18 protein-coding genes are annotated in these 21,795 nt (G+C 74.2%); 8 read left to right on the top strand and 10 right to left on the bottom strand.

What is annotated here, in order from left to right; genetic code table 11:
* Positions 1-32: 32 nt before the first annotated feature.
* Entirely contained in the window at positions 33-1,223 is a 1,191-nt protein-coding gene (locus ACFYUZ_RS25545) for a cytochrome P450 (protein ID WP_389312899.1), read from the top strand.
* A gap of 269 nt (positions 1,224-1,492) precedes the next feature.
* On the top strand, positions 1,493-2,443 hold the full coding sequence (locus ACFYUZ_RS25540; protein ID WP_389312897.1) for a nucleoside hydrolase: 951 nt from the start codon (positions 1,493-1,495) through the stop codon (positions 2,441-2,443).
* On the opposite strand, the gene ACFYUZ_RS25535 is transcribed toward ACFYUZ_RS25540, so the two are convergent.
* Positions 2,440-2,862, bottom strand: a complete 423-nt coding sequence (locus ACFYUZ_RS25535) for a MarR family winged helix-turn-helix transcriptional regulator (protein WP_389312895.1) — start codon at positions 2,860-2,862, stop codon at positions 2,440-2,442. The two genes, ACFYUZ_RS25540 and ACFYUZ_RS25535, sit on opposite strands and share 4 nt — an antisense overlap.
* A gap of 173 nt (positions 2,863-3,035) precedes the next feature.
* Here ACFYUZ_RS25535 and eno point away from each other — a divergent pair, with 173 nt between their 5' ends.
* Complete coding sequence (eno, locus tag ACFYUZ_RS25530) at positions 3,036-4,343, top strand: phosphopyruvate hydratase (protein WP_389312894.1); 1,308 nt, start codon at positions 3,036-3,038, stop codon at positions 4,341-4,343.
* 56 nt (positions 4,344-4,399) lie between these two features.
* Here the strand turns inward: eno and ACFYUZ_RS25525 are convergent, their stop codons facing one another.
* The gene (locus ACFYUZ_RS25525) at positions 4,400-7,759 is read right to left on the bottom strand and encodes a S8 family serine peptidase (protein WP_389312892.1); all 3,360 of its coding nucleotides are present in this window, start codon (positions 7,757-7,759) and stop codon (positions 4,400-4,402) included.
* A 392-nt stretch (positions 7,760-8,151) separates the two neighbouring features.
* Complete coding sequence (locus ACFYUZ_RS25520; RefSeq protein ID WP_389312890.1) at positions 8,152-9,750, bottom strand: hypothetical protein; 1,599 nt, start codon at positions 9,748-9,750, stop codon at positions 8,152-8,154.
* 299 nt (positions 9,751-10,049) lie between these two features.
* Here ACFYUZ_RS25520 and ACFYUZ_RS25515 point away from each other — a divergent pair, with 299 nt between their 5' ends.
* Together ACFYUZ_RS25515 and ACFYUZ_RS25510 are read left to right on the top strand one after the other, a co-directional pair.
* Entirely contained in the window at positions 10,050-10,739 is a 690-nt protein-coding gene (locus ACFYUZ_RS25515; protein WP_389312888.1) for a class I SAM-dependent methyltransferase, read from the top strand.
* Between the two features lie 10 nt (positions 10,740-10,749).
* Positions 10,750-11,385, top strand: a complete 636-nt coding sequence (locus ACFYUZ_RS25510) for a hypothetical protein (RefSeq protein WP_389312887.1) — start codon at positions 10,750-10,752, stop codon at positions 11,383-11,385.
* Between the two features lie 84 nt (positions 11,386-11,469).
* Here the strand turns inward: ACFYUZ_RS25510 and ACFYUZ_RS25505 are convergent, their stop codons facing one another.
* Both ACFYUZ_RS25505 and ACFYUZ_RS25500 read right to left on the bottom strand, forming a co-directional pair.
* Entirely contained in the window at positions 11,470-11,898 is a 429-nt protein-coding gene (locus ACFYUZ_RS25505) for a hypothetical protein (RefSeq protein WP_389312885.1), read from the bottom strand.
* A gap of 310 nt (positions 11,899-12,208) precedes the next feature.
* Positions 12,209-12,856, bottom strand: coding sequence for a TetR/AcrR family transcriptional regulator (locus ACFYUZ_RS25500; RefSeq protein WP_389312884.1), 648 nt, complete (start codon positions 12,854-12,856; stop codon positions 12,209-12,211).
* Between the two features lie 76 nt (positions 12,857-12,932).
* Between ACFYUZ_RS25500 and ACFYUZ_RS25495 the strand changes: the two genes are divergently transcribed.
* The 3 genes from ACFYUZ_RS25495 to ACFYUZ_RS25485 all read left to right on the top strand — a co-directional run bounded on the left by ACFYUZ_RS25495 (position 12,933) and on the right by ACFYUZ_RS25485 (position 15,899).
* The gene (locus ACFYUZ_RS25495; protein ID WP_389312882.1) at positions 12,933-13,868 is read left to right on the top strand and encodes a zinc-binding dehydrogenase; all 936 of its coding nucleotides are present in this window, start codon (positions 12,933-12,935) and stop codon (positions 13,866-13,868) included.
* An 81-nt stretch (positions 13,869-13,949) separates the two neighbouring features.
* Positions 13,950-15,164 (top strand): glycosyltransferase, encoded by a 1,215-nt coding sequence (locus ACFYUZ_RS25490; RefSeq protein ID WP_389312880.1) that lies wholly within the window; start codon positions 13,950-13,952, stop codon positions 15,162-15,164.
* 129 nt (positions 15,165-15,293) lie between these two features.
* Positions 15,294-15,899, top strand: coding sequence for a SpvB/TcaC N-terminal domain-containing protein (locus ACFYUZ_RS25485; protein ID WP_389312878.1), 606 nt, complete (start codon positions 15,294-15,296; stop codon positions 15,897-15,899).
* Positions 15,900-16,226: 327 nt separating this feature from the next.
* Here ACFYUZ_RS25485 and ACFYUZ_RS25480 read toward each other — a convergent pair whose 3' ends face one another.
* The 5 genes from ACFYUZ_RS25480 to ACFYUZ_RS25460 all read right to left on the bottom strand — a co-directional run bounded on the left by ACFYUZ_RS25480 (position 16,227) and on the right by ACFYUZ_RS25460 (position 21,788).
* On the bottom strand, positions 16,227-17,303 hold the full coding sequence (locus ACFYUZ_RS25480) for an acyl-CoA dehydrogenase family protein (RefSeq protein WP_389312876.1): 1,077 nt from the start codon (positions 17,301-17,303) through the stop codon (positions 16,227-16,229).
* Positions 17,300-18,673 (bottom strand): MFS transporter, encoded by a 1,374-nt coding sequence (locus tag ACFYUZ_RS25475; protein ID WP_389312874.1) that lies wholly within the window; start codon positions 18,671-18,673, stop codon positions 17,300-17,302. Before ACFYUZ_RS25475 ends, ACFYUZ_RS25480 begins: the two co-directional genes overlap by 4 nt.
* 102 nt (positions 18,674-18,775) lie before the next feature.
* The gene (locus ACFYUZ_RS25470) at positions 18,776-19,762 is read right to left on the bottom strand and encodes an acyl-CoA dehydrogenase family protein (RefSeq protein ID WP_389313183.1); all 987 of its coding nucleotides are present in this window, start codon (positions 19,760-19,762) and stop codon (positions 18,776-18,778) included.
* The gene (locus tag ACFYUZ_RS25465; protein ID WP_389312873.1) at positions 19,762-20,931 is read right to left on the bottom strand and encodes an acyl-CoA dehydrogenase family protein; all 1,170 of its coding nucleotides are present in this window, start codon (positions 20,929-20,931) and stop codon (positions 19,762-19,764) included. The genes ACFYUZ_RS25470 and ACFYUZ_RS25465 overlap by 1 nt, the downstream gene beginning before the upstream one ends.
* On the bottom strand, positions 20,931-21,788 hold the full coding sequence (locus tag ACFYUZ_RS25460; RefSeq protein ID WP_389312871.1) for an enoyl-CoA hydratase: 858 nt from the start codon (positions 21,786-21,788) through the stop codon (positions 20,931-20,933). The genes ACFYUZ_RS25465 and ACFYUZ_RS25460 overlap by 1 nt, the downstream gene beginning before the upstream one ends.
* Between the last annotated feature and the right edge of the window lie 7 nt (positions 21,789-21,795).

Genomic DNA, 21,795 nt, shown 5'->3' with positions numbered 1-21,795 from the left:
ACCACCTGCCGCCGCGAGATCGAGGAATGGCCATGAGCGAGTCCGTCCACACCGTCACCACGCTGCCGACCGAGCGCCCGTCCGGCTGCCCCTTCGACCCGCCGGCGGAGCTGACCGAGGCCCGCGAGCACGGCCCGATCAGCCGCTACACCCACCCCGGCGGGAAGCCCGGCTGGATGATCACCGGGTACGACCTGGTCAGGTCGGTCCTGGCCGACCCGAGGTTCAGCTCGCGCAAGGACCTCATGAACGTGGTCGACTTCGAGCTGCCGCCGGCGCCGCCCGGTGAGTTCCTCCTCATGGACGAACCGCAGCACGGGCGCTACCGGAAGCCCCTCGTGGGCAAGTTCACCGCGCGGCGGATGCGCCTGCTCGCCGAGCGCGTCGAGCAGATCACCGCCGACTGTCTGGACGCCATGGAGGCGGCCGGGCCGACGGCGGACCTCGTGACCGCGTTCGCCAAGCCCATCCCCACCATCATCATCTGCGAGATCCTCGGAGTGCCCTACGAGGACCGCGCCTCCTTCCAGGAGCAGATCGACACGTTCATGAACGGGGAGACGAGCGACGAGGACCTGATCGCGGCCTACACCGCCACCCAGGACTACCTCGCCCGGCTCGTGGCCGCCAAGCGCGCGAACCCCACCGACGACATCCTCAGCGAACTCACGGACAGCGACCTGACCGACGAGGAACTGAAGGGGATCAGCCTGATCCTGCTGGCGGCCGGTTTCGACACCACCGCCAACATGCTGTCCCTCGGCACCTTCGCCCTCCTGCGGAACCCCGACCAGCTGGACGCCCTGCGCGCCGACCCGTCGCTCACCGACCGGGCCGTGGAGGAGCTGCTGCGGTACCTGACCGTCGCCAAGTCCTTCATGCGCACCGCCCTGGAGGACGTCGAGGTCGGCGGCCAGGTCATCGAGGCGGGCACGACGGTCGTCCTCTCGTACCACACCGCCAACCGCGACCCCGAGCGCTTCGACGACCCCCACGCGCTCGACGTCACGAGGGACGCCGGCGGGCACCTGGCCTTCGGCCACGGCATCCACCTGTGCCTCGGGGCGCAACTGGCCCGCGTCGAGATGCGGGTCGCCTTCGCCGCGCTCCTCAAGCGCTTCCCCACGCTGCGCCTGGCCGTCCCGGCCGAGGAGGTCGCCCTGCGCCCGGAGACCGCGGACATCTACGGGGTGAAGAGCCTCCCGGTCGCCTGGGACGCCTGACCGCGCACGGGGACGGGCCCGCGAGGAGCCCGTCCCCGACCGCGGTCCGTCCCGCCGTCGGCCGATCCGGTGCTCCGCCCAGGGGGGCGTCGTCGCCGTCGCCGGGCCGCCCGGGAGGCGCTCCAGATCGTGCGGGGCGCGGGCCCCGCGTCCGTGGACGCCCCGGACGTGCGGCCAGGGAGTCGTGAACCGGTCGTCGCCGACGACGCCCGCGGCGCGGGGGAGAGCGCGTCCTTCGCCCGCCGGGCCCCGTGTGGGACGGTGGGGGCATGCCGGTCCCCGTGATTCTCGACTGCGACCCCGGTCACGACGACGCCTTCAACATCCTCCTGGCCGCCGCGCATCCCGCGATCGACCTGCTCGCGATCACCACCGTCGCGGGCAACCAGACGCTGGAGAAGACCACGCTCAACGCCCGCCGGGTCTGCTCGGTGGCCGGGATCCGGGGCGTGCCGGTCGCGGCGGGCCGCGACCGGCCGCTGCACGGGCCGCGCAGGATCGCCGAGAACATCCACGGCGACTCCGGCCTGGACGGGCCCGGCTTCGCCCGGGGCGAGCCGGACGTGCCGCAGGACCCGCGGGACGCCCTCACCCTCGTCCGGGACGTCCTCCTCGCGCACCCGACGCCGGTCACCCTCGTCCCGACCGGCCCGCTCACCAACATCGCGGTCCTCCTGCTCGCCCACCCCGAGCTCGCCGGGCGGATCGAGCGGATCGTCCTCATGGGCGGCTCGGCGGACCGGGGCAACACCACGCCCGCCGCCGAGTTCAACGTCCTCTGCGATCCGGAAGCGGCCGACATCGTCTTCCGCAGCGGCCTCCCGGTCACGATGTTCGGCCTCAACGCGACCCACCAGGTCCGGGCCACCGCCGAGGTCGTCGCCCGGATCGCCGCGCTCGGCACCCCGCTCAGCGCGCTCTGCGTCGACCTGCTCACCTACTTCGCGTCCACCTACCGCGAGGTGTACGGCTTCGACGCGCCCCCGCTGCACGATCCGCTCACCGTCGCCCACCTGATCGATCCGTCCCTGGTCTCCCTGGCGCGGGCGGCGGTGAGCGTGGAGCTGCACGGCACGCACACCCGGGGCGCGACCGTGGTGGACCTGCACGGCGTGACCGGCCGGCCCGCCGACACCGAGGTCGGCATGGAGGTCGACGCGGACGGCTTCTGGGACCTGATCGTCGAGGCCGTACGGGTGCTCGGCGCGCCCCGGCGTTAGTGCGCGGCGAGCCGTTCGAGGAGAGCGGTGCTCCGTGCGAGCAGCGCCCTCTCCTCGTCGGTGAGTTCGGCCTGGATGGCCTGCGCGAGCCAGCCGGCCCTGCGGCCGCGCTCGGCCTCGAGCGCGGACCGGCCCGCGTCCGACAGCTCGACCAGTGACTTGCGTCCGTCCGTGGGGTGGGCCCGGCGCGTGACCAGGTCCTGTTCCATCAGCAACCCCACCGCACGGGCCATCGACTGGGGGCGCACGCGCTGATCGGCGGCGAGGTCGCTGGTGGTCATCGCGCCGTTCCGGTCGAGGGCGCCGAGCACGGCGGCCTGGCCGAGCGGGATGCGGTCCTCGTCCTTGACGCGTCGGGTGAGCTTGCCCATCGCGGTGCGCAGTTCGGCGGCGATGGCGGCGGCTTCCGGGGTGGGCATACGGCACTTTACCTCGTCGGGTCCGCCGTACCGCAGATCTCTACAGCAATGCTGTACAGCAGAACTGTGCAGCAAAACTGCACAGCATTGCTGTAGAGTCTGGCTCGTCGGGCTCAGCGCCGTCGTCGTCGCAGCCGGAGCCGCGGCACACCACCACGGGGAGGACCACCACCATGACCACCCACGAAGCCGGGACCGTCGACGCCACCATCGAGACCGTCACCGCCCGCCGGATCATCGACAGCCGCGGCAACCCGACCGTCGAGGTCGACGTCGTCCTCACGGACGGGTCCCTGGGGCGCGCGGCGGTTCCCTCCGGTGCCTCCACCGGAGCCCGCGAGGCCGTGGAACTGCGGGACGGGGACCCCGCGCGCTGGCACGGCAAGGGCGTCGACCGCGCGGTCGCCCACGTCGACGGCGAGATCGCGGCCGCCGTGCGCGGCCGGGACGCGGCCGACCAGGCGGGACTCGACGCCGCGCTGGTCGCCCTCGACGGCACCGCCACGAAGTCCCGGCTCGGTGCCAACGCGATCCTCGGCGTCTCCCTCGCCACCGCCAGGGCCGCCGCGACCGCCCACGGCCTGCCCCTCTACCGCTACCTCGGCGGACCCGACGCCCACCTCCTGCCGCTGCCGATGATGAACATCCTCAACGGCGGCGCCCACGCCGACAATCCGCTGGACTTCCAGGAGTTCATGATCGCGCCCGTCGGCGCGGACACCTTCGCCGAAGCCGTCCGCATGGGCAGCGAGGTCTTCCACACCCTGCGCCGCGACCTCCTGGCCGCCGGGCACTCCACGGGCGTCGGCGACGAGGGCGGCTTCGCACCGGCGCTGCGCACCGCCGAGGAGGCGCTCGACTTCGTGATGTCCGCCGTCGAGCGGACCGGCTACCGCCCCGGCACGGACATCGCCCTCATCATGGACCCGGCCTCCTCCGAGTTCTTCCGCGACGGCGTGTACGACTACGCGGGCGAAGGCGTGCGCCGCACCCCCTCCGAGAACGCCGACTACCTGGCCAAGCTCATCGACGCCTACCCCGTCGTCTCCATCGAGGACCCGATGGCGGAGAACGACCTGGACGGCTGGCGCGAGCTCACCGCCCGCGTCGGCGACCGCTGCCAGCTCACCGGCGACGACGTGTTCTGCACCGACGAGAAGCTGCTGCGCGAGGGCATCCGTACCGGCGTCGGCAACTCGGTCCTCGTCAAGGTCAACCAGATCGGGACCCTGACCGAGGCGCTCGCCACCGTGGCCACCGCCCACCGGGCGGGCTGGACGGCCGTCATGTCGCACCGCTCCGGAGAGACGGAGGACACCACCATCGCGGACCTCGCCGTCGCCACCGGCTGCGGCCAGATCAAGACCGGATCGCTCTCCCGCTCCGACCGCACGGCCAAGTACAACCAGCTGATCCGCATCGAGGAGGAGCTGGGCGACTCCGCACGCTTCGCGGGCCGCTCCGCGCTGCGCCGGGCCTGACGCGCCGAAGCGGCGTCACCACCCGGAGGTGGTGACGCCGCGTCAGTCGCACGAGGTCACTTGCCGAGCCACGCGTTGTGGACGGTCACCGTCGACGTGTTGCCCTGCTTGTCCGTCACCTCGGCGGAGAGCGAGACGCCGGCGTCCTTCGCCGGGCTCTTCACCGCGATCAGGCCGCCCACGACCTTCACGGACTGCCAGCTGCTCCCGCCGTCGTAGCTCACCGACACGGCGAGCGACCTCAGGTTCGCGCCGGCCGCCGCGCCCTGCACGGTCACCGGCACCAGGACCGTCGCGCGCTCGGGTACGCGCGAGGCGAGGTCGACGGGGGCCGCGAAGCGGACCGTGGAGACCGGCAGCGCCGTGGTGGCCGCGACCTGCCGCGAACGGAACGTGAAGCCGGTCTCGATCCGGGTGGAGGCCGCACCGGCCGTCGCCGGACGCTCCACGGAGGCCGTCAGCCGGTACTCGGCGTCGGCGGCGTCGACCGTGAACGGCGCCGAGCCGCTCAGCGGGTCGTCGTTCTCCGCGACCTTCACGCCGTCGCGGTAGAGCGTCGACGTGGCCGAGGACGGGACGGTCCCGACGTGCCCCTCGCCGTCGGCGAACAGCGGGAGCGCCCCGACGAGCTGCTGCTCACCCGTCACCGGGTCGGGAGCGGTGCGGAAGACGCCCATGCCCTCGCCCAGGAGGGGACCCACGACGCCCGTGGCGAAGGTCTCCCGGTACGTCCGGCCGGCCTCGTAGCGCTTCGGCCGCACCATCTCGTAGGCGCCCTCGAAGGCCGGGTAGCCCCACTCGTCCTTCTCGCCCAGCTGGTTGAACCGGGTCAGCCACGTGGCGCCGTCGGCGGTCGAGACGTAGAAGGTACGCGTGCCCGGCGCCGGCTGCGGCGCGGAGAAGCCGTTGCCCTCCGGCGCGCCCGGCAGATGGGCGTACGGCGAGGCGAGTGCCGTCTTGCCGGGGGCGGAGGCGCCCAGACCGACCTTGAGGGTGGCCAGCTCGGTCGTCTTCACGTGCCGGGTGTAGCCGGTCGCGACCGTGCTCGCCTTCCCGCCGAAGGCCACCGAGTACTGGCTGGTGGCGTCCTTCAGGAAGTGCGCGTCCCACGTCTGCAGGAGGGAGCCGTCGGTGACGGCCGGACCCATGTGCGCGGTGCGGAATCCGGTGAAGCCCCGCAGGACCCAGCCGTTGCCGACGCGGCCGATGCCGGTCGCCACCTCGTAGTACGTCCCCGCGTAGTCCGCCGTGGTGATGCCGGGGACGGTGAGGTCCACCGGCTTGGTGGTGCGGGCGTCGGCGACGACCGTGGTGTCGGCGGAGACGTCCAGCCTCGGCTGGGCGATCCAGTCGGTGCCCGCCGTGTAGTCCGTCGGGTCCTGGTAGACGGCCGAGTTGAAGGTGTACGTGCCCTTGGGGACCCGGATCGTGTGGGCGCCCGGCTCGTTGTCGACGCGGGCCTGGAAGCCCGCGGCGGGTCCGCCGACGCCGGTCAGGAGGCTGGAGAAGTCCTGGGCGTCGGTGCCGTCCCGGCCCAGGGTGCGGACCGTGAGGTCGTACGACTCGGCCTCCCGGACGGCCACGGCGGCCGTGCGGACGGACTGGCCCGCGCCGGTGGCGGTCACGTAACCGGAGTAGGCGCCGTCGGCTTCGCCGACACGGGTGTCGGCGGTCAGGTCCACCTCGGCGGTGCCGCCGGCGGGCACGGTCACCTTCGAGGCGCCGAGCGCGAAGAAACCGGCCGGGGCGGGCTTGCCCGCCGGGTCCAGGGTGGACACCGACAGGTCGAGGGTGACGTCCGCGGTACCGAGGTTGCGGTAGGACACCTTCCTGGTGACGGGCTCGTCGTCGGCGTGCGGCCACAGCGCCGTGCCGTAGTTCAGCGACACCGGCTCGGCGACGACGCTCTGGGCGAGCGCCTTGTCGACCTGGACGCGGCCCGAGCCCTGCTGGAAGGCGGTGGAGGCGCCGCCCTTCGTGGAGCCGGTCAGCGCGCCCTTGAGCTCGGCGGACTTCCAGTCGGGGTGCCGCTGCTTCAGGATCGCGGCGGCGCCCGCGACGTGGGGGGTCGCCATGGAGGTGCCGTCGATCGTGAGGTAGCCCGGCGCGGGGTGCGGCGTGCCGGGGCGCGTGTCGATGGCGCTGCCGGCCGCGGCGGCCGCGGTGATGGCGACGCCGGGCGCGGTCAGGTCCGGCTTCACGGCTCCGTCGCCGACGCGCGGGCCCGTGCTGGAGAAGGGGGCGAGGCGGTCGTCCTGGTCGACGGCGCCGACGGTCAGCGCGGAGTCCGCGCTGCCCGGCGACCCCACGGACGACGCACCGGACCCGCCCTCGTTGCCCGCGGCGATCGCGAACAGGATGCCCTTCTCGGCGGACAGCCGGTCGACCGTCGCCTCCAGCGGGTCGACGCCGGGGCTGTCGGGCCCGCCGAGGCTGAGGTTGACCACGTCCGCGCCTTCGGCGGCGGCCCACTCCATGCCCGCGATGACGGCCGAGTCGTCCCCGTACCCCTCGTCGTCGAGGACCTTCCCGCTGATCACCTTGGCGCCGGGGGCGACCCCCTTGAACCGGCCGCCGGACTTCGCGCCGGTCCCCACGGCGATCGACGCGACGTGCGTGCCGTGTCCGACGCGGTCCACGGCGTCGGCGGAGGAGGAGAAGTTCTTCTCGCCGACCACCTGCGTCCTCAGGTCGTCGTGGGTCCTGTCGACGCCGGTGTCGAGGACGGCGATCTTCACGCCCGTGCCGTCGAATCCGGACGCCCACGCCTTGTCGGCGCCGATCTGCGGGACGCTGCGGTCCAGGCTCGCGCCGCGTACGCCGTCCAGCCACACGCCGGCGATGCCGGAGGCGGCGACGCGTGCGCCGGTGGCCTGACGGTCGGTCAGCGCCTCCCACACCCGGGCCACGTCCTCCGGGGACGTACGGACCGCGTCGGCGTTGATCGTCGGAAACGTGCGCCGTACCCGGGTGTCGCCGGCCGCGCGCATCTCGGCGCGTGCGGTGCCGGCGCTCCCCGCGTACCGCACGATCAGCTTGAGCCCGGCGCCGTGGCTCTCGCGCAGTCGCGGGTCGGTGAGCACGTCGAGGTCGAAGAGCCGCTGGTCGAGGCGGCCCGTGGCGATCAGGCGCCGCGCGTCGGCGGGCACCACGAGGGTGTGCTCCCCGGTGCGCTGCACCTGTACGGGTATGTGCTCACGGCCCTCGGCGGACTCGAAGCCCACCATCCGGCCCTCGGCGTCCACCACCACGCGGTCGCCCGTGACGAGCGGGATCCGCTGGGTGCCGCCGACGCGTGGGGCGGTGTCGGGTGCGGCCGCCGCGATCGCGACGGTCGCCGTCGCGGGGCCGGTCGTGCCTGCTGCGAGGGCCACCGATGTGGCCGCCGCGATGGTGAAGGCGCGTGCTCTGTGCACGTGTGCGCGCAAGTCTCCCCCAGGAGCTCGGGATGAGGTCGGGTGGTCGGTTCCGGCCAGGGGTGCCAAGGCGCCCGCCGTCGGTCAGCGCAGTATGGGAAGCGAGACGGACGTGATCAACGACGGTTCGGGGGAGAGGGGGCGAGCCGTATGGATTCAGGCCATCCTGAAGTCCGTGAGTGCGATGGGGCGACGACGACGGTGTGACGGGAGCGTGACGGCGGGGCGATCCTTCCGCGACGGCGGTACGCGCCGGCCCCGCGCGAACGCAGGCCCCACGGCCTTTTCGGAGGCCGCGCCCCGAGTGCTCGGAGCGCGTCCCTCCTCTTGGCCGTATCCGCACCCGGAGGGAACGGCCCTCCGTCCGGGTGCGGCAGGGGTGGCCCCCGCGACTACGGCCGGCTGTCGACCCAGCTCAACTTGTGCCCGTACAGCACCCGCTGGCAGTAGTCCGTGCCCACCGGGTCGGCGGCGTCCCGGTTCGCGGTGCAGTCGGACGCCGAACCCGGGCGGTGCTCGGAGAGGGACCACAACCGGCCCGTGCCGCGCTCGACGTAGAGGTCCTCGGCGCCACGGGCGGTCTTGACGGGCTGGCCGTTCGCGACCAGCTGCTGGTCGACGTCCCAGTGGTAGCGCCAGAGGTTGCCGGGCTCGTCCGTGCCCTTCGACTCGTTCACGTACAGCGTGCCGTTGTTCGCCGCCGCGCCCTGCGCGCCGCCGTTGGTCAACGGCAGGTAGTTGGCCCAGCCTTCGGCGGCCACGTCGGCGGTGCGTCCCTCCAGGGCCGCGACGGGGAACGAGGCGATGCGGCCGGTGGACGGGTAGCCGCTCTGCGGACGGCAGTACTCGCCCATGATCAGCCGGTCCGGGGTGGCGCTGCGGTCGAGCGAGATGTACGAGGCCTTCGGCGCGCCGGTCGAGACGCAGGCGTAGGAGCCCACCGGGTTGCTCTGCGTCGCCTTGAACTTCCACGCGGCGACCTGCGGCATGACGTAGCGGTAGCCGAAGCTGTACCAGACGTTGTCGTGCCGGCCGACCTTCGTCTTGTCCTGGGTGTCGGCGGTGGTCTTCACCCCGTCGGTGTCGCTGCCCATCGCGTCGTGCGTGCTGGGGTCGCCGTCCGGGTCCAGGTCCATGATGTAGCGCATGTCGAAGACGCGCAGGCCGTTGCGGGTGTCGGCGACGTACAGGTAGTTGCCGTACCAGACGATCCCGCCGGCGTGGACGCCCTTCTGGATCGGGTACTCGGAGGCGTGCAGCCCGTCGAAGGAGACGTGGTCGGCCGAGTTGATGTACGTCCAGCCCAGCAGGACGTGCCGGTACTTGACCTCCGGGCTGCCGGTGGCCGGGTTGGTGCGGCTCTGCACGAAGGTGATCCGGACGCCCTTCTGGTTGCAGGCGTCGTTGGCCTCCAGCTCGGCCGTGGTGCAGTCGCCGGTGGCCGGGTTCGGGTCGGTCTCGCGGCCCGGGTCCCAGCCGTCGTACGAGGCGAACAGCTGGACGTTCCCGGCCGTGCCCCACAGCTCGTCGTCCTGGGCGTCGGAGACGCCCGAGAAGCCCTGGGGGATCCACTCCTGCGAGGTGGAGTCGTCGCTCTGCAGGCAGTACTTGAGGTCGGGGTCGGACGCGGTGCCGAACGGGTCGCGGGAGCACCACGGAGTCACGGTGCGGTTGGCCCCGGCCAGGAGGTTCTGCACGCCCGACTTGGGGAGCACCGAGTCCAGGCGGGCGACCCGCGAGGTGGTCTCGGAGTTCAGCGCGCCGGGCGACATCGTGAAGTCCCCGGGCGAGGCCGTGCCGCCGGGCGAGGACCAGGCGCCGGCCGTGAGAGGCGAGGGAGCGGCCTCGGCGGCGAGGGGCTCCTGGACCGTGGGGTCCGAGCCTCCCGGCGGGACGTTCTCGGCCTGGGCCGGGGCCACGAGACCGCTGAACGCGAGCGAGACCGCGGCGGCCGTCGTGAGCCAGGCGCGCCGTATCCGCCTTGAGGGCATGGGGGGTTACCTCCGTCTGCTGGGGTGTCAGACAAGTCGAACAAGTCGAACGGAGGGTTCCAGAAGGCCCCGGCGAAAGGCAAGCGCGACCGGTTCGCCCACAATATCCGCTGAATCAATGGTGATTGATGGCGAAACACCCGAATCGCGCCGATCACGAAGACGGGACCCGGATGCCCGGAGGGTCGGAAGGCGACGGTCCGAAGGCCGTTCGGTGCGAGACCCGCCACCGATCCCCACGGGATCCCCACGCCGGACCGCGAGCCCGGCACGATCCGGGCACGGCCTAGCATGGGCCGATGCGTGCGCACCGTATCGACCGGCCGGCGGACCTCGACGTGGTCCGTGAGTCCTATGACCGAGTGGCCGACAACTACGCCCACATGGTGACGACGACGGGAATGGGCGACATCCGCCGCCACCCGTGGCTCAAGGCGTCGATCGACGCCTTCGCCGACACCGTGGGCGGGCTCGGACCCGTACTCGACGTCGGCTGCGGACCCGGCACGGTGACCGCCTACCTCGCCGAGCGCGGACTCGACGTGTCCGGGGTCGACCTCTCCCCGCGCATGATCGAGAACGCGCGCCGTCTGCACCCGGAATGCCGCTTCGACGTGGCCTCCGCCACCGAACTCGACCTCGCGGACGCGTCCCTGGGCGGCGTGCTCGGGTGGTGGTCGCTGTTCAACCTCCCCCGTGAGGTCCTTCCCCAGGTCCTCGCCATGTTCGCGCGGGCCCTGAAGCCGGGCGGCCACCTCATCGCCGCCACGCACGTCGGCGACGAGGACGTACTGCGCACCGAGGCCTACGGAACCGCCTCCATCCGCTGGACGACCCACCAATGGCGCCCGGAACGATTCCTCGACCTCGTCGAACGGGCCGGCCTCCACCCGGTCGCCGAACTCCGCCTCCCGGCGGACGGGCAGATCGGCCCGGGCGTGGTCGTCATGGCGAAGCGACCCGGCGGCGGTGTCGGTGACGGGAGGTAGCGTCCGGGGCATGGGATTCACGAGCGCGTGGGCGATCAGCAGCCACGCCGACGAGGTCGTCACCGCCCTCGGCCCACGGCTCCTGCCCGCGATGCGGGCGGACCGCGCCCACCCGGATGCCGGACGGCGTCGGGCGGCCTGGCAGCGGGAACCGCTTCCCGACCACCGGACCTGGTGCTCCCCCCGAGGCGGGGGCGGAGAAGCGTGGGACGCCGTCGAGTCGTTCCGGGCCCTCACCGCACCCGGTCGCCAGGTCGACGAGGTGTGCGACGGGAGCGTGGACCCCTCCTTCCACGTGCTGGACGACGTGTGGGAAGGGCAGGACGAGGACGGCATGTTCCTCTCCGTCCACCGCAAGGAGTACGCGGTCTCGTCCCTGTTCCACGCCCTCGGTCCCCAGCGCGCGGCGCTGCTGCCGGGGTGGTGCGGCACTTTCCTGCTCTCCGCCCCGCGGGTGCGGGAGAGCCTGCCGCTCGTCGAGCGCGCGCTGACCTTCGCTCCGGCCGAACGGGCGGCCGTGGAGGACCGGGACTGGCTGGACTACGCCGAGGGCGAGGAGTCCGTTCTGGACGGCCCCCTGCGTGTCTGGCGTACGGCCGCGCGCCAGGGGCTGGGCCTGTGCGGTGTCGCCGTGCACCTCTGCTGAAGGCCGCGCGGGCCGGACCACCCGTCTTCGGTGATCCGGCCCGCGGGGGTCAGCCCTCGTGTGCTGGGGTGTGCTCGGCCGTGCTCAGCGGGCGACGAAGGCGATCCGTCCCGGGGCCGGCAGAGCCGGGTCGGCTCCGTGGGCCCGGCCGGCGGCGACCTGCGCGTCGGCGAGGCGGCTGCCCGGCGGCGTCTCGGGCTGCGTCGAGCCGCGGCCCGGCACGTCGGCCGAGATGTGGCCGACGACCCGGTTCGCCACGCTCTCGGAGCGGGGCCGCCAGGTGTCGATCGGCTTCGCCGTCGCCGGCTGCCGAGCGGTCTCGACGGGCACCGGACGGTACCGCGCCCGCACGGTGCTGCGCACCACGTCGCCGGCGGGGTTGAGCTCGAAGCGCAGCTCGGTGAAGGAACGGCCGAAGGAGTCGGCCCGGGTGACGAGCCGCCGCCGCCCGTTCGGGTCGTTCACCGCGCACTCGTAGGAGGAGTGGGAGTGGCCGCTGACGATCAGGTCCACCTCCGGCACCGCCCGCTCGGCAGGGTCTTGATCGCTTACGGCTTCAACAGTGGGGTCGTGCTTCCGCGTTCGGTCACGTTCGCGGCGAGGTGGACGGATCCCGCACCCCGGTACGGGGCGGCGGGGGCGCAGCCGTCGTCCGGGTGGCAGCCGCCGTCGACGACGCGCCGGAGCTCGGCCGGGTCCTCGCCGAACTCGTGGTTGCCGACGGAGCTGACACCGAGGCCGAGTTCTTCGAGGGCGTCGATCCTCGGCTCGTCCGCCCACGACGGTGGTGGGCACCGGTGCGGCGGGTGCGCGGCCGCCCCGTTCAGTCGTTCGGTTCGGCCGTCGTGGCGAGTGCCCCCGGCAGCTCGGCCGCGGTGGTGCGGAGCCGGCGCACGAGGTCCTCGGGGGAGTGCCCGGTCGGCTGTGCCACCCAGGCGTCCAGGGCCCGGTGGAACGCCACGACGAGCAGGTCGAGCGCCAGGCGGGCGTGCAGCCGTCCGGTGGGGCCGGGGAGGGCGAAGCGGCGCTCGACCACGGCGAGCGCGGCCCGTGTGGTGCGGTCGCAGAACGCGAGGCCGTGCGCGTCCATCGAGGGTGTGAGGGCCGCGAGTCGGCGCGCGGCCAGGACCCGCCCGGCCCAGCCGTCGGCCGGCATCCGGTCGACGGCCTCGGCGAGGGTGTCCTCGAACAGCGTGAGAAGCCGCCGTCCGTCGGCCGGGCGGTTCTCCAGGACGTCGAGGAAGGCCGCCCACAGGTCCTGAGTGGGGGCCATGGCGACGTCCTCCTTGCTGTCGAAGTAGCGGAAGAAGGTCCGCTTCGACACTTCGGCGGCCTCGCAGAGACCGTCCAGCGTCACGCCGTCGAAGCCGCGGGCACCGAACAGCTCCAGGGCGGTGTCGATCAGCGTCTGTCGGGTGCGCAGCTTCTTGCGTTCGCGCAGCGGGAGTGCGGGGGAGGTCTCGGCGGTCATCGGCACCACTGTATCGGAGCGGCGAACGCCACCTATAGGCTTCTGCCACTCAGTGGCAGAATCTTGGAGGACTTGCATGCGCGCGCTTCTCGTCGACCCCTCCGCCCCCGGCGGTCTCCGGCTCGGCTCCGCCCCCGACCCCGAACCCGCGCCCCACCAGGCCCTGGTGAGGGTGACCGCGACCTCGCTCAACCCCGGCGAGATCACCTTCGGCCTCGGCGCCGCCCCGAAGGGCGCGGTCCTCGGCTGGGACGCCGCCGGAATCGTCGAACGCGCCGCCGCGGATGGCTCGGGCCCCGCTCCCGGCACCCCCGTGGTGACCCTGATGCCCGACGGTGCCTGGGCCGAACTCCGCGCGGTGGACACCGCCCTGATCGGCGTCGCCCCCGCCGGAGCCGACCCGGCCGCCCTCGCCACCGTCCCCGTCGCCGGCACGAGCGCGCTGCGTGCCCTGCACCGCCTCGGCCCGCTCCTCGGCCGCGACGTCCTGATCACCGGGGCGACCGGAGGCGTCGGGCGGTACGCCGTCCAGCTGGCCCGCGCCGGTGGCGCCCGCGTCGTGGCGTCGACGGGCTCCCCGGCCGCCAACGGCGAACTCCTGCGCGGCCTCGGGGCGCACGAGGTGGTCGGAGCGCCGAAGGAGGCCTCCCGGCCCGTGGACGGTGTGATCGACCTGGTCGGCGGACCGCTGCTGGTGGAGGCGTACGACACCCTCGGCGAGGGCGGCACGTTGGTCGCCCTCGGGCACTCCGCCGGCACGGGCGAGGACTTCCCGTTCGGGACGCTGTTCGGCGACCAGGGGCGGCACGACCGGTCCGTCGTCACCTTCTTCCTGCTCTCCTGCACCGGCCTCGACCGCGACCTCGGCCTGCTCGCCCACCGCGTCGCCGACGGGACCCTCGACCCCGGCATCACCTGGCGGGGCGACTGGGCCGACGCGGCCGACGCGGTCGCCGCCCTGCGCGCCGGAGAGCTCCACGGCAAGGCGGTCCTGACCTTCGGCCAGAGCTGAGAAGCGGAACCGAGGAGCAGAACCGAGGAGCAGAGCTGAAAAGCGATCGTCGTCGGCGGCGGCCGGGAGGAAGATCGCCCCATGCGCATTCTGATCGTCACCGCCGGATCCCGTGGCGACGTCGCACCCTTCACCGGCCTCGGGCGGCGCCTGCTCGACGCCGGCCATCAGGTCGCCGTCGCCGCCCACCCGTCCTTCGCCGCGCTCCTCGGCGGGTGCGGCCTCGAGCACCGGATCGTGCCGGGAGACCCGCAGGCGCTGATCCGGGACTGGGCCCGGGCGGCCTCCAGGGAGGAGGCCCGGGCCTTGACCAGGGCGTACGCGGAGGGGCTCGCCGACGGGGTGGCGGAGGCCGTGGCGGGCGGCGCCGACCTGCTGCTCACCCCCTCCGGCCCGGCGCCCCTGGCCCGCACGGCCGGCGAGGCGTTCGGCGTCCCCGTCGTCGGCACCTACCTCGTACCGGCGTTCGCCACCCGGGAGTTCCCGCTGCCCCACGCGCGGAGCACCGACGACCTGGGGCCGGAGGGCAACCTCGCCGCCGGCCGGGACGTGCTGAAGCGCGCCGACGGGGCCTTCGCGGGAGCCGTGACCCGGCTGCGCGACCGCCTCGGACTGCCCGCCGGCACGTCCTCGGCGCCGGGGGACATCCGGCCGGTCTTCCACGGCTACAGCCCGCTGGTGGTGCCCCGCCCCGCGGACTGGCCGTCCGGGGTCGACGTCACGGGTTACTGGTGGTCCGCGCGGCCGGACCACTGGCATCCCCCGGCCGACCTGGTCGACTTCCTCCAGGCCGGTCCGCCCCCGGTGTTCATCGGGTTCGGCAGCATGGCGGCGGGCCGGGGGGAGCGGCTCAGCGAGCTGGTGGCCGCGGCGGTCCGGCGTGCCGGCGTGCGCGCGGTGGTGCAGGCGGGGTGGGCCGAACTGGACGGGTACGGCGACGACGTCCTCGCCGTCGGCGACGTCCCGCACGACTGGCTGTTCCCGCGCACCGCCGCCGTCGTCCACCACGCCGGGGCGGGCACCACCGGGGCCGGACTGCGGGCCGGTGTGCCCGCCGTGCCCGTCCCCTTCCTGTACGACCAGCCGTTCTGGTCGGCCCGGCTGCACGCCCTGGGGGTCGCCCCGCGGCCCGTGCCGTTCGACGCCCTGACCGCCGAGGCCCTCGGCGACGCGATCACGGCCTGTCTGTCGGAGCCGTCCCACCGCCGCCGCGCGGCCGAACTCGCCCACGGGATCGCCGCGGAGGACGGCGCCGCCGCCCTGCTCGCCCACCTCGGCTCGGAAGGCGCCGGATGAAGCCGACGGGGCGCGTGCGGCGCACTCCGGCGTGCGGGGTGCGGGGCGTGCTTCGAATGACGTGTACGTCGGTGATGCGGAAGAAAGCATCGGTGTACCGGCTTTCCGTGCACCTGGGCCGATGATCACGTGGGGGTTGTGGTGGCCGTCAGCAGCGCATCCGTGTCGGGCGCGGCCGCCGGCGGACCCGGCCCCACGAGGGCGCCCGCGTCCGTGCCCGCATCCGCATCCGCGTCCGCATCCACGTCCTCGCCCGCCCCCGCACCGCCGTCCCCGCCCACCGTGTCCCTGCCGAAGGGCGGTGGGGCGATCAAGGGGATCGGCGAGAAGTTCGCGGCCGATCCGGTGACCGGCGCGGGCGCCCTGACCGTGCCGGTCGCGGCCACCCCGGGGCGTTCGGGATGCGGACCGGACCCGGCGCTCGGCTACGACTCGGGCGCGGGCAACGGGCCCTTCGGCCTCGGCTGGAGCCTCGGGCTCCCTGGATGCCGGTCGGCGTCCAGGCCGCGTCGCCCGGGTGGAACAGCTCGCAGTGGCCGAGCGCCGCGTAGCCGCCCCGCCCCACCGCGAGCGCCCCGCCGACCAGGAGGACCCGGCCGTCCTCCAGCCGCACCGCCGGGTGCCCGAACCGGGCGTCCGTCATCGGGGCGCGCACCCGCGTCCACCGCCGGCTGTCGGGGTCGTACAGCTCGGCCGTGGCCAGGCCGACCGGGGGGACTCCGGGGCCCGCTCTGATGCCGCCGACCGCCAGGATGCCGCCGCTCTCCAGCCGGGGCAGGGTGTGCAGGCGGCGGGCCTGCCGGAGCGGCGGCGCGGACGTCCAGACGCCGGTCGACGGGGTGAGGACCGTGCTGCTGTCGGTCGGCAGGCGCCGCCCGTCCTCACCGCCGGCGATCAGCACCCCGTCGTCGCCGAGCACGGCCGCCGCGTCGGCCGGCTGGGCCCAGAACCCCGCGTACGGCATGTCCCGGGCCGGTTGCCACGTGCCGGGGGTGATCCCCGGCACGGTGGCGGGCGGCGTCCCGTCCCGGAAGCCGCGGTGCCGCGGCGGGCCTCTTCACGTCACCCCGTCACCGGCAGCCCCAGATCGGCCGCCAGGCGGGCACGGTGCCAGGCCGGGGGGCCGAAGAGCTGCGCCGCGCCGTGCGCCCGCTTGAAGTAGCGGTGGGCGTCGTGTTCCCAGGTGATGCCGATGCCGCCGTGCAACTGGATCATCTCGCCCGCCACCGCCGAGAACGCCTCCGAGCAGGCGGACTTGGCGGCGGCCGCGCGGCGGGTGAGCTCCGGGTCGTCCCCGGCGGCGGCGAAGGAGGCGGCGAGCGCGGCCGAGCGCGCCGACTCGACCAGGACGTACGCGTCCGCCAGGCGGTGCTTGACCGCCTGGAAGGAGCCGATGGGCCGGTCGAACTGGACCCGCTCCCCGGCATAGGCGAGCGTGATCTCGAGGCAGCGCGCGGCGGCGCCGACCTGTTCGGCGGCGAGCGCCGCGCACGCCAGGTCGAGGACGTGCGCGAGCACCCGCTCGCCCTCCCCCTCCGCCCCCACGAGCCGGCCCTCCGCCGCCGTCAGCACCACCCGCGCCTGCGTCCTGGTGGAGTCCATCGTCACGGCCGCCCCCCGGTCCACGCCCGCGCCGTCCACCGGCACCTCGAAGAGCGAGACGCCCGCCCCCGACCGGGCGGCCACGAGCAGGATCCCGGCCTCCGCGCCGTCGAGGACGTGCTCCTTGGTCCCGGTGATCCGCCAGCTCCCGCCGGGCCCGGGGGCGGCCTCGGCCCGTACGGCCGACGGGTCCCAGGAACCGCGCTCGGCCCACGCCAGGGCTCCCACCACGGTCCCCGAGGCCAGGTCCGGCAGCAGCCGCGCGCACGCCGCCGCGTCACCGGAGGCGAGCAGCGCCTGCACCACGAGCACCGCGGAGCCGAGGTACGGGACGGGGCTCAGCTCCCGTCCCAGCTCCTCCAGCACCACGTGGACCTCGCGGGCCCCGTACCCGGCGCCGCCGTACTCCTCGGGGACGGCGAGCCCCGCGACGCCGATCTGCTCGGTCAGCGGCCGCCAGGCCGCCTCGCCCGTGTGGCGTTCGAGCACGGCCCGTACGGCGGACCGCAGTTCTTCCTGTTCCTCCGTCAGCCTCATGCCTCTGCTCCTCTCGATGCCGGTCGGGTGCGGGGCGGCTCGGCCGCCGCCGGGTCCTCCGCCGAGAGGTCCCGGCCGCGCGTCTCGGCCGTCCGCCAGACGGCGAGCGCGGTCACGAGCCCGCAGACGACGGCGAGGACCGCGAGGGGAGCGCTCCGGGCGTCGTCGGAGAGCAGGCCGCCGGCGAACACCGGGGTGAATCCGCCCCCGATCAGCGCGGCCAGCTGGTAGCCGAGCGAGGCGCCGGTGTAGCGGACGCGGGTGCCGAACATCTCCGAGAGCAGCGGGCCGAGCGGGGCGTACATCGCGGACTGCACCACCTGGCCGAGGACCATGCCGAGGATCAGCAGCGCGGGGGTGCGCGTGTCGACCAGGGCGTAGACCGGGAAGGCGAGCAGCACGACGCCCGCCGCACCGGCGAGGACGACGGCCCGGCGGCCGACGCGGTCGGAGAGCGCGGAGAAGAGCGGGATGGACACGAGGCCCGTGACCGAGGTGAAGAGGAGCCCGGTCATCACCTCGGAGGTGGCGTATCCGATGGTCGTGGCGTAGGTGAGCATGAACGTGCTGATCAGCGCCGTCAGGGCGAAGGGGCCGATGCCCACGGCGCACGCGAGGACGAGGGTGCGGGGCCCGCGCAGCACCTGTGCCAGCGGGACGCCGGAAGCCGCCCCGGTCTCGCGCTCCCGTGCCGCCCGCTGGAAGAGCGGGCTCTCCGTGACGCTGACGCGCACGTAGAGGCCGATGGCGAGGAGCACCGCGCTGAACAGGAACGGGACGCGCCAGCCCCAGGTCAGGAAGGACGCGCGGGGGAGCAGCGAGGTGAGGGTGACGGCGACCGTGGAGAGCAGGAAGCCGATCGGGGACCCCATCTGCATCACGCCGCTCCACAGGCCGCGGCGCCGGGGGGCGGCGTGCTCGACGACCATGAGCGTCGCGCCGGCCCATTCCCCGCCGATGGCGACGCCCTGGACGACGCGGAACAGCACCAGGAGCACGGGGGCGGCGACGCCGATCGTCCCGTACGTGGGGAGGACGCCGATCAGGAAGCTCGCCACGCCCATGAGGGCCATGGTGAGGACGAGCATGGACTTGCGGCCGAGCCGGTCGCCGAAGTGGCCGAAGACGGCGCCGCCGAGCGGGCGCGCCACATAGCCGGCGGCGAGCGTCCCGAAGGCGGCGATCGTGCCGACGGCGGGATCGGACTCGGGGAAGAACAGCTCGCCGAAGACGAGCGCGGCCATCGTGCCGTAGAGCAGGAAGTCGTAGTACTCGATGACGGTGCCGAGCAGACTCGACAGCGCCACCCTGCGGAGCAGGGCGGGGTCGGAGGATCTCTCGGGGGTGTGCGGGGACGGTGCGGGGGACACGCTGGCTCCCGGGTGCGGTGGGGAAGGGGGACCGATGAAAGGGGGACCGATGAGCGGAGGGGGAACCGGGGCCCGCTGCCCGGTCCGGGCAGCGGGCCCCGTTCAGGACGCGAGGACGCGGGCGCGGCAGGCCGCGGGGGTGCCCCAGGCGTCGCGGAGGGGGCGGGCCTTGCGGATCCACAGGGCGAGGTCCAGTTCCTCCGTGTAGCCGACGGCCCCGTGGAGCTGGAGGGCGGTGCGGGCGGCGGCGTACGCGGCCTCGCCCGCCGTGACCTTCGCCGCGGCGGTCTCGGCGGAGGCGTGGGACGCCCCCTCGGCCAGGGCCAGGGCGGCCGAGTGGAGCAGCGGCCGGGCGAACTCCAGCGCGATGAGCGTGTCGGCGAGACGGTGCTTCAGCGCCTGGAAGGAGCCGATGGCGACCCCGAACTGGGTGCGCTGCTTCACGTACTCCACGGTCCGGTCGAGCAGGGCGCGGCCGAGGCCGAGGGACTGGGCGGCGGTGGCCAGGGCGGCGACGTCGGCGGCGTGCGCGGCGGCGGCGGCCACGGCCGGGCCCCGCGCCAGGACGGCTCCGCCGAGCGGACGGGCGAGGCGGCGCGCGGGGTCGGCCGAGGTCTGGACGGGGCCGGCCGTCTCCGCCAGGCGCACGGTGTCGCCCTCGACGACGAGCACGGCGTCGGCCGTGTCCGCGTCCAGGGCGTAGGGGCTTCCGGCGGCCCGGAGGCACAGGGAGACGACCGTCTTTCCCGAGGCGATCCGCGGCAGCAGGGCCGTGGTCGCGTCGTCGTCGAGCCGGTCGAGGAGCGCCGCCGCGGCGACCGTCTCCACCACGGGGCCGGGCACGGCGTGGCGGCCCAGCTCGGTGAAGGCGACGGCCAGTTCGACCGGCAGCGGGCCGAGTCCGTCGTGCCGCTCCGGCACGGCGAGGGCGAACACGCCGGCCTCCGCGAGCCGCGCCCACAGCGCACGGCCGGGTGCCGTGTCGCCCGCCGCCCAGGCCCGTACGGCCGCGGGGGTGTCGGCCGCGGTGAGCATGCCGTCGAGGGAGCGGGCGAACTCCCGCTGCTCGTCGTCGAGGAGGAACCGCATCACCGGCGTCCCTTCGGGAGGCCGAGCAGCCGCTCGGCGATGATGTCGCGCTGGATCTCGTTGGTGCCGGCGTAGACGGGGCCGGCGAGGGAGAAGGTGTGGCCCTCGGCCCAGCCGCCGTGCGCGGGCGCGTCGTCGGCGTCGTCGGCCAGCTCCCCGTACGGGCCGAGCAGGTCGAGCGCGGTCTCGTGGAGCGCGATGTCGAGCTCGGACCAGAAGACCTTGTTGAGACTGGACTCGGCGCCGATCGAGCCTCCGGCGGCGAGCCGCGAGACGCCCGCGTAGGCGGACAGCCGGTAGGCGCGGGCGCCGATGACCGCGTCGGCGACCCGGTCGCGCAGCGCGGTGTCGGAGGGGTCGGCGGTCTCCCGCCACAGTGCCGTGAGGCGTTCGGCGGCGGCCGTGAACCGGCCGGGGCTGCGCAGGGTGAGCCCCCGCTCGTTGCCGACGGTGCTCATCGCGACCCGCCAGCCCTGCCCGGGAGTTCCGATGACGTCCTCGTCGGGCACGAACACGTCGTCGAGGAAGAGCTCGGCGAAGGCGGGCTTCCCGTCGAGACGCCCGATGGGCCGCACGGTCACCCCGTCGGCGTCCAGCGGGAACATCAGGTACGTCAGGCCCTGGTGCGGCTTCGCGGCCTCGGGGTCGCTGCGGAAGAGGCCGAAGGCGCGGTCGGCGAAGGCCGCCCGGGACGACCAGGTCTTCTGGCCGCGCAGGAGCCAGCCGCCGTCGGTCCGTTCGGCCGTGGAGCGCAGCGAGGCGAGGTCGGAGCCGGACTCCGGTTCGGACCAGGCCTGCGCCCAGATGACCTCGCCGCTCGCCATGGGGGGCAGGACGCGGGCGCGCTGTTCGGCGGTGCCGTGCTCGAAGAGGGTGGGGGCGAGGAGGTTGATGCCGTTCTGGCTGACCCGGCCGGGGGCGCCGGCCGCGTAGTACTCCTCCTCGAAGACCAGCCACCGGAGGAGCGAGGCGCCCCGGCCGCCGTACTCCTCGGGCCAGGAGACCACCGACCAGCGGTCGGCGAAGAGGGTCCGCTCCCACTCCCGGTGGGCGGCGAAGCCCTCCGCCGTCTCCAGGGAGGGCAGCGGGACGTCGGGCACGTGGGCGGCGAGCCAGGCGCGGGCCTCGGCCCGGAAGGCGTCCTCCGCCGCGGTGAAGTCGAGGTCCATCAGGCACCCGCCGCCTTCATCGCGCGTATGTCCATGCCGCCCAGTGCGTCGGGGGCGGTCTCGGCGTTGTGCGCGTGGGCGAGGTGGTGCAGCCCGAAGACCGAGTCCATGCCGGTGTGCAGGCCCTGGAGGTCCTCGGCCTGGTTGACGGCGCGCTTGGTGAGCGCCAGGCCCATGCGGGGCATCTCGGCGATCCGGGAGGCCAGTTCCATGGTCCGCTCCGCCAACTCCCCGGGCGGGACGACCCGGTTGACCATGCCGACCTCGTAGGCGCGCCGGGCGTCCATCCGGTCTCCGGTGTAGAGGAACTCCTTGGCGATGCGCGGCGGCATCACCCAGGGGTGGGCGAAGTACTCGACGCCGGGGATGCCCATGCGGACGACGGGGTCGGCGAAGAACGCGTCCTCGGCGGCGACGATGAGGTCGCACACCCAGGCGAGCATCAGGCCGCCCGCGACGCAGGCGCCCTGCACCGACGCGATCATGGGCTTGGGCAGTTCGCGCCAGCGGCGGCACATGCCGAGGTAGACCTCGGACTCGCGGGCGAAGCGGCTCTCCGCCCCCTGCTTGTCCGAGTGGTCCCACCAGAGTCCGGCGCGCCGGTCGAACGGCAGGTGGGCGTCCCGCTCGGGGGTGCCGATGTCGTGGCCGGCGGAGAAGTGCCTCCCGGCTCCGGCGAGCACGACGACCTTGACCTCGTCGTCGTCGGCCGCGCGGTAGAAGGCGCGGTCGAGGGCGTACGTCATCGCGGAGTTCTGGGCGTTGCGGTAATCGGGCCGGTCCATCGTGACGACGGCCACCGGGCCGAGGCGTTCGTAGCGGACCGGGGCCGTGGATGCGGTGCGGGCAGCGGACATCCGCCCT

This window comes from Streptomyces sp. NPDC004266 (assembly GCF_042874095.1).
Taxonomy (GTDB): domain Bacteria; phylum Actinomycetota; class Actinomycetes; order Streptomycetales; family Streptomycetaceae; genus Streptomyces.
The sequence above is the reverse complement of the archived record's forward strand: the minus strand, read 5'-3'. Positions and strand labels throughout refer to the sequence as shown.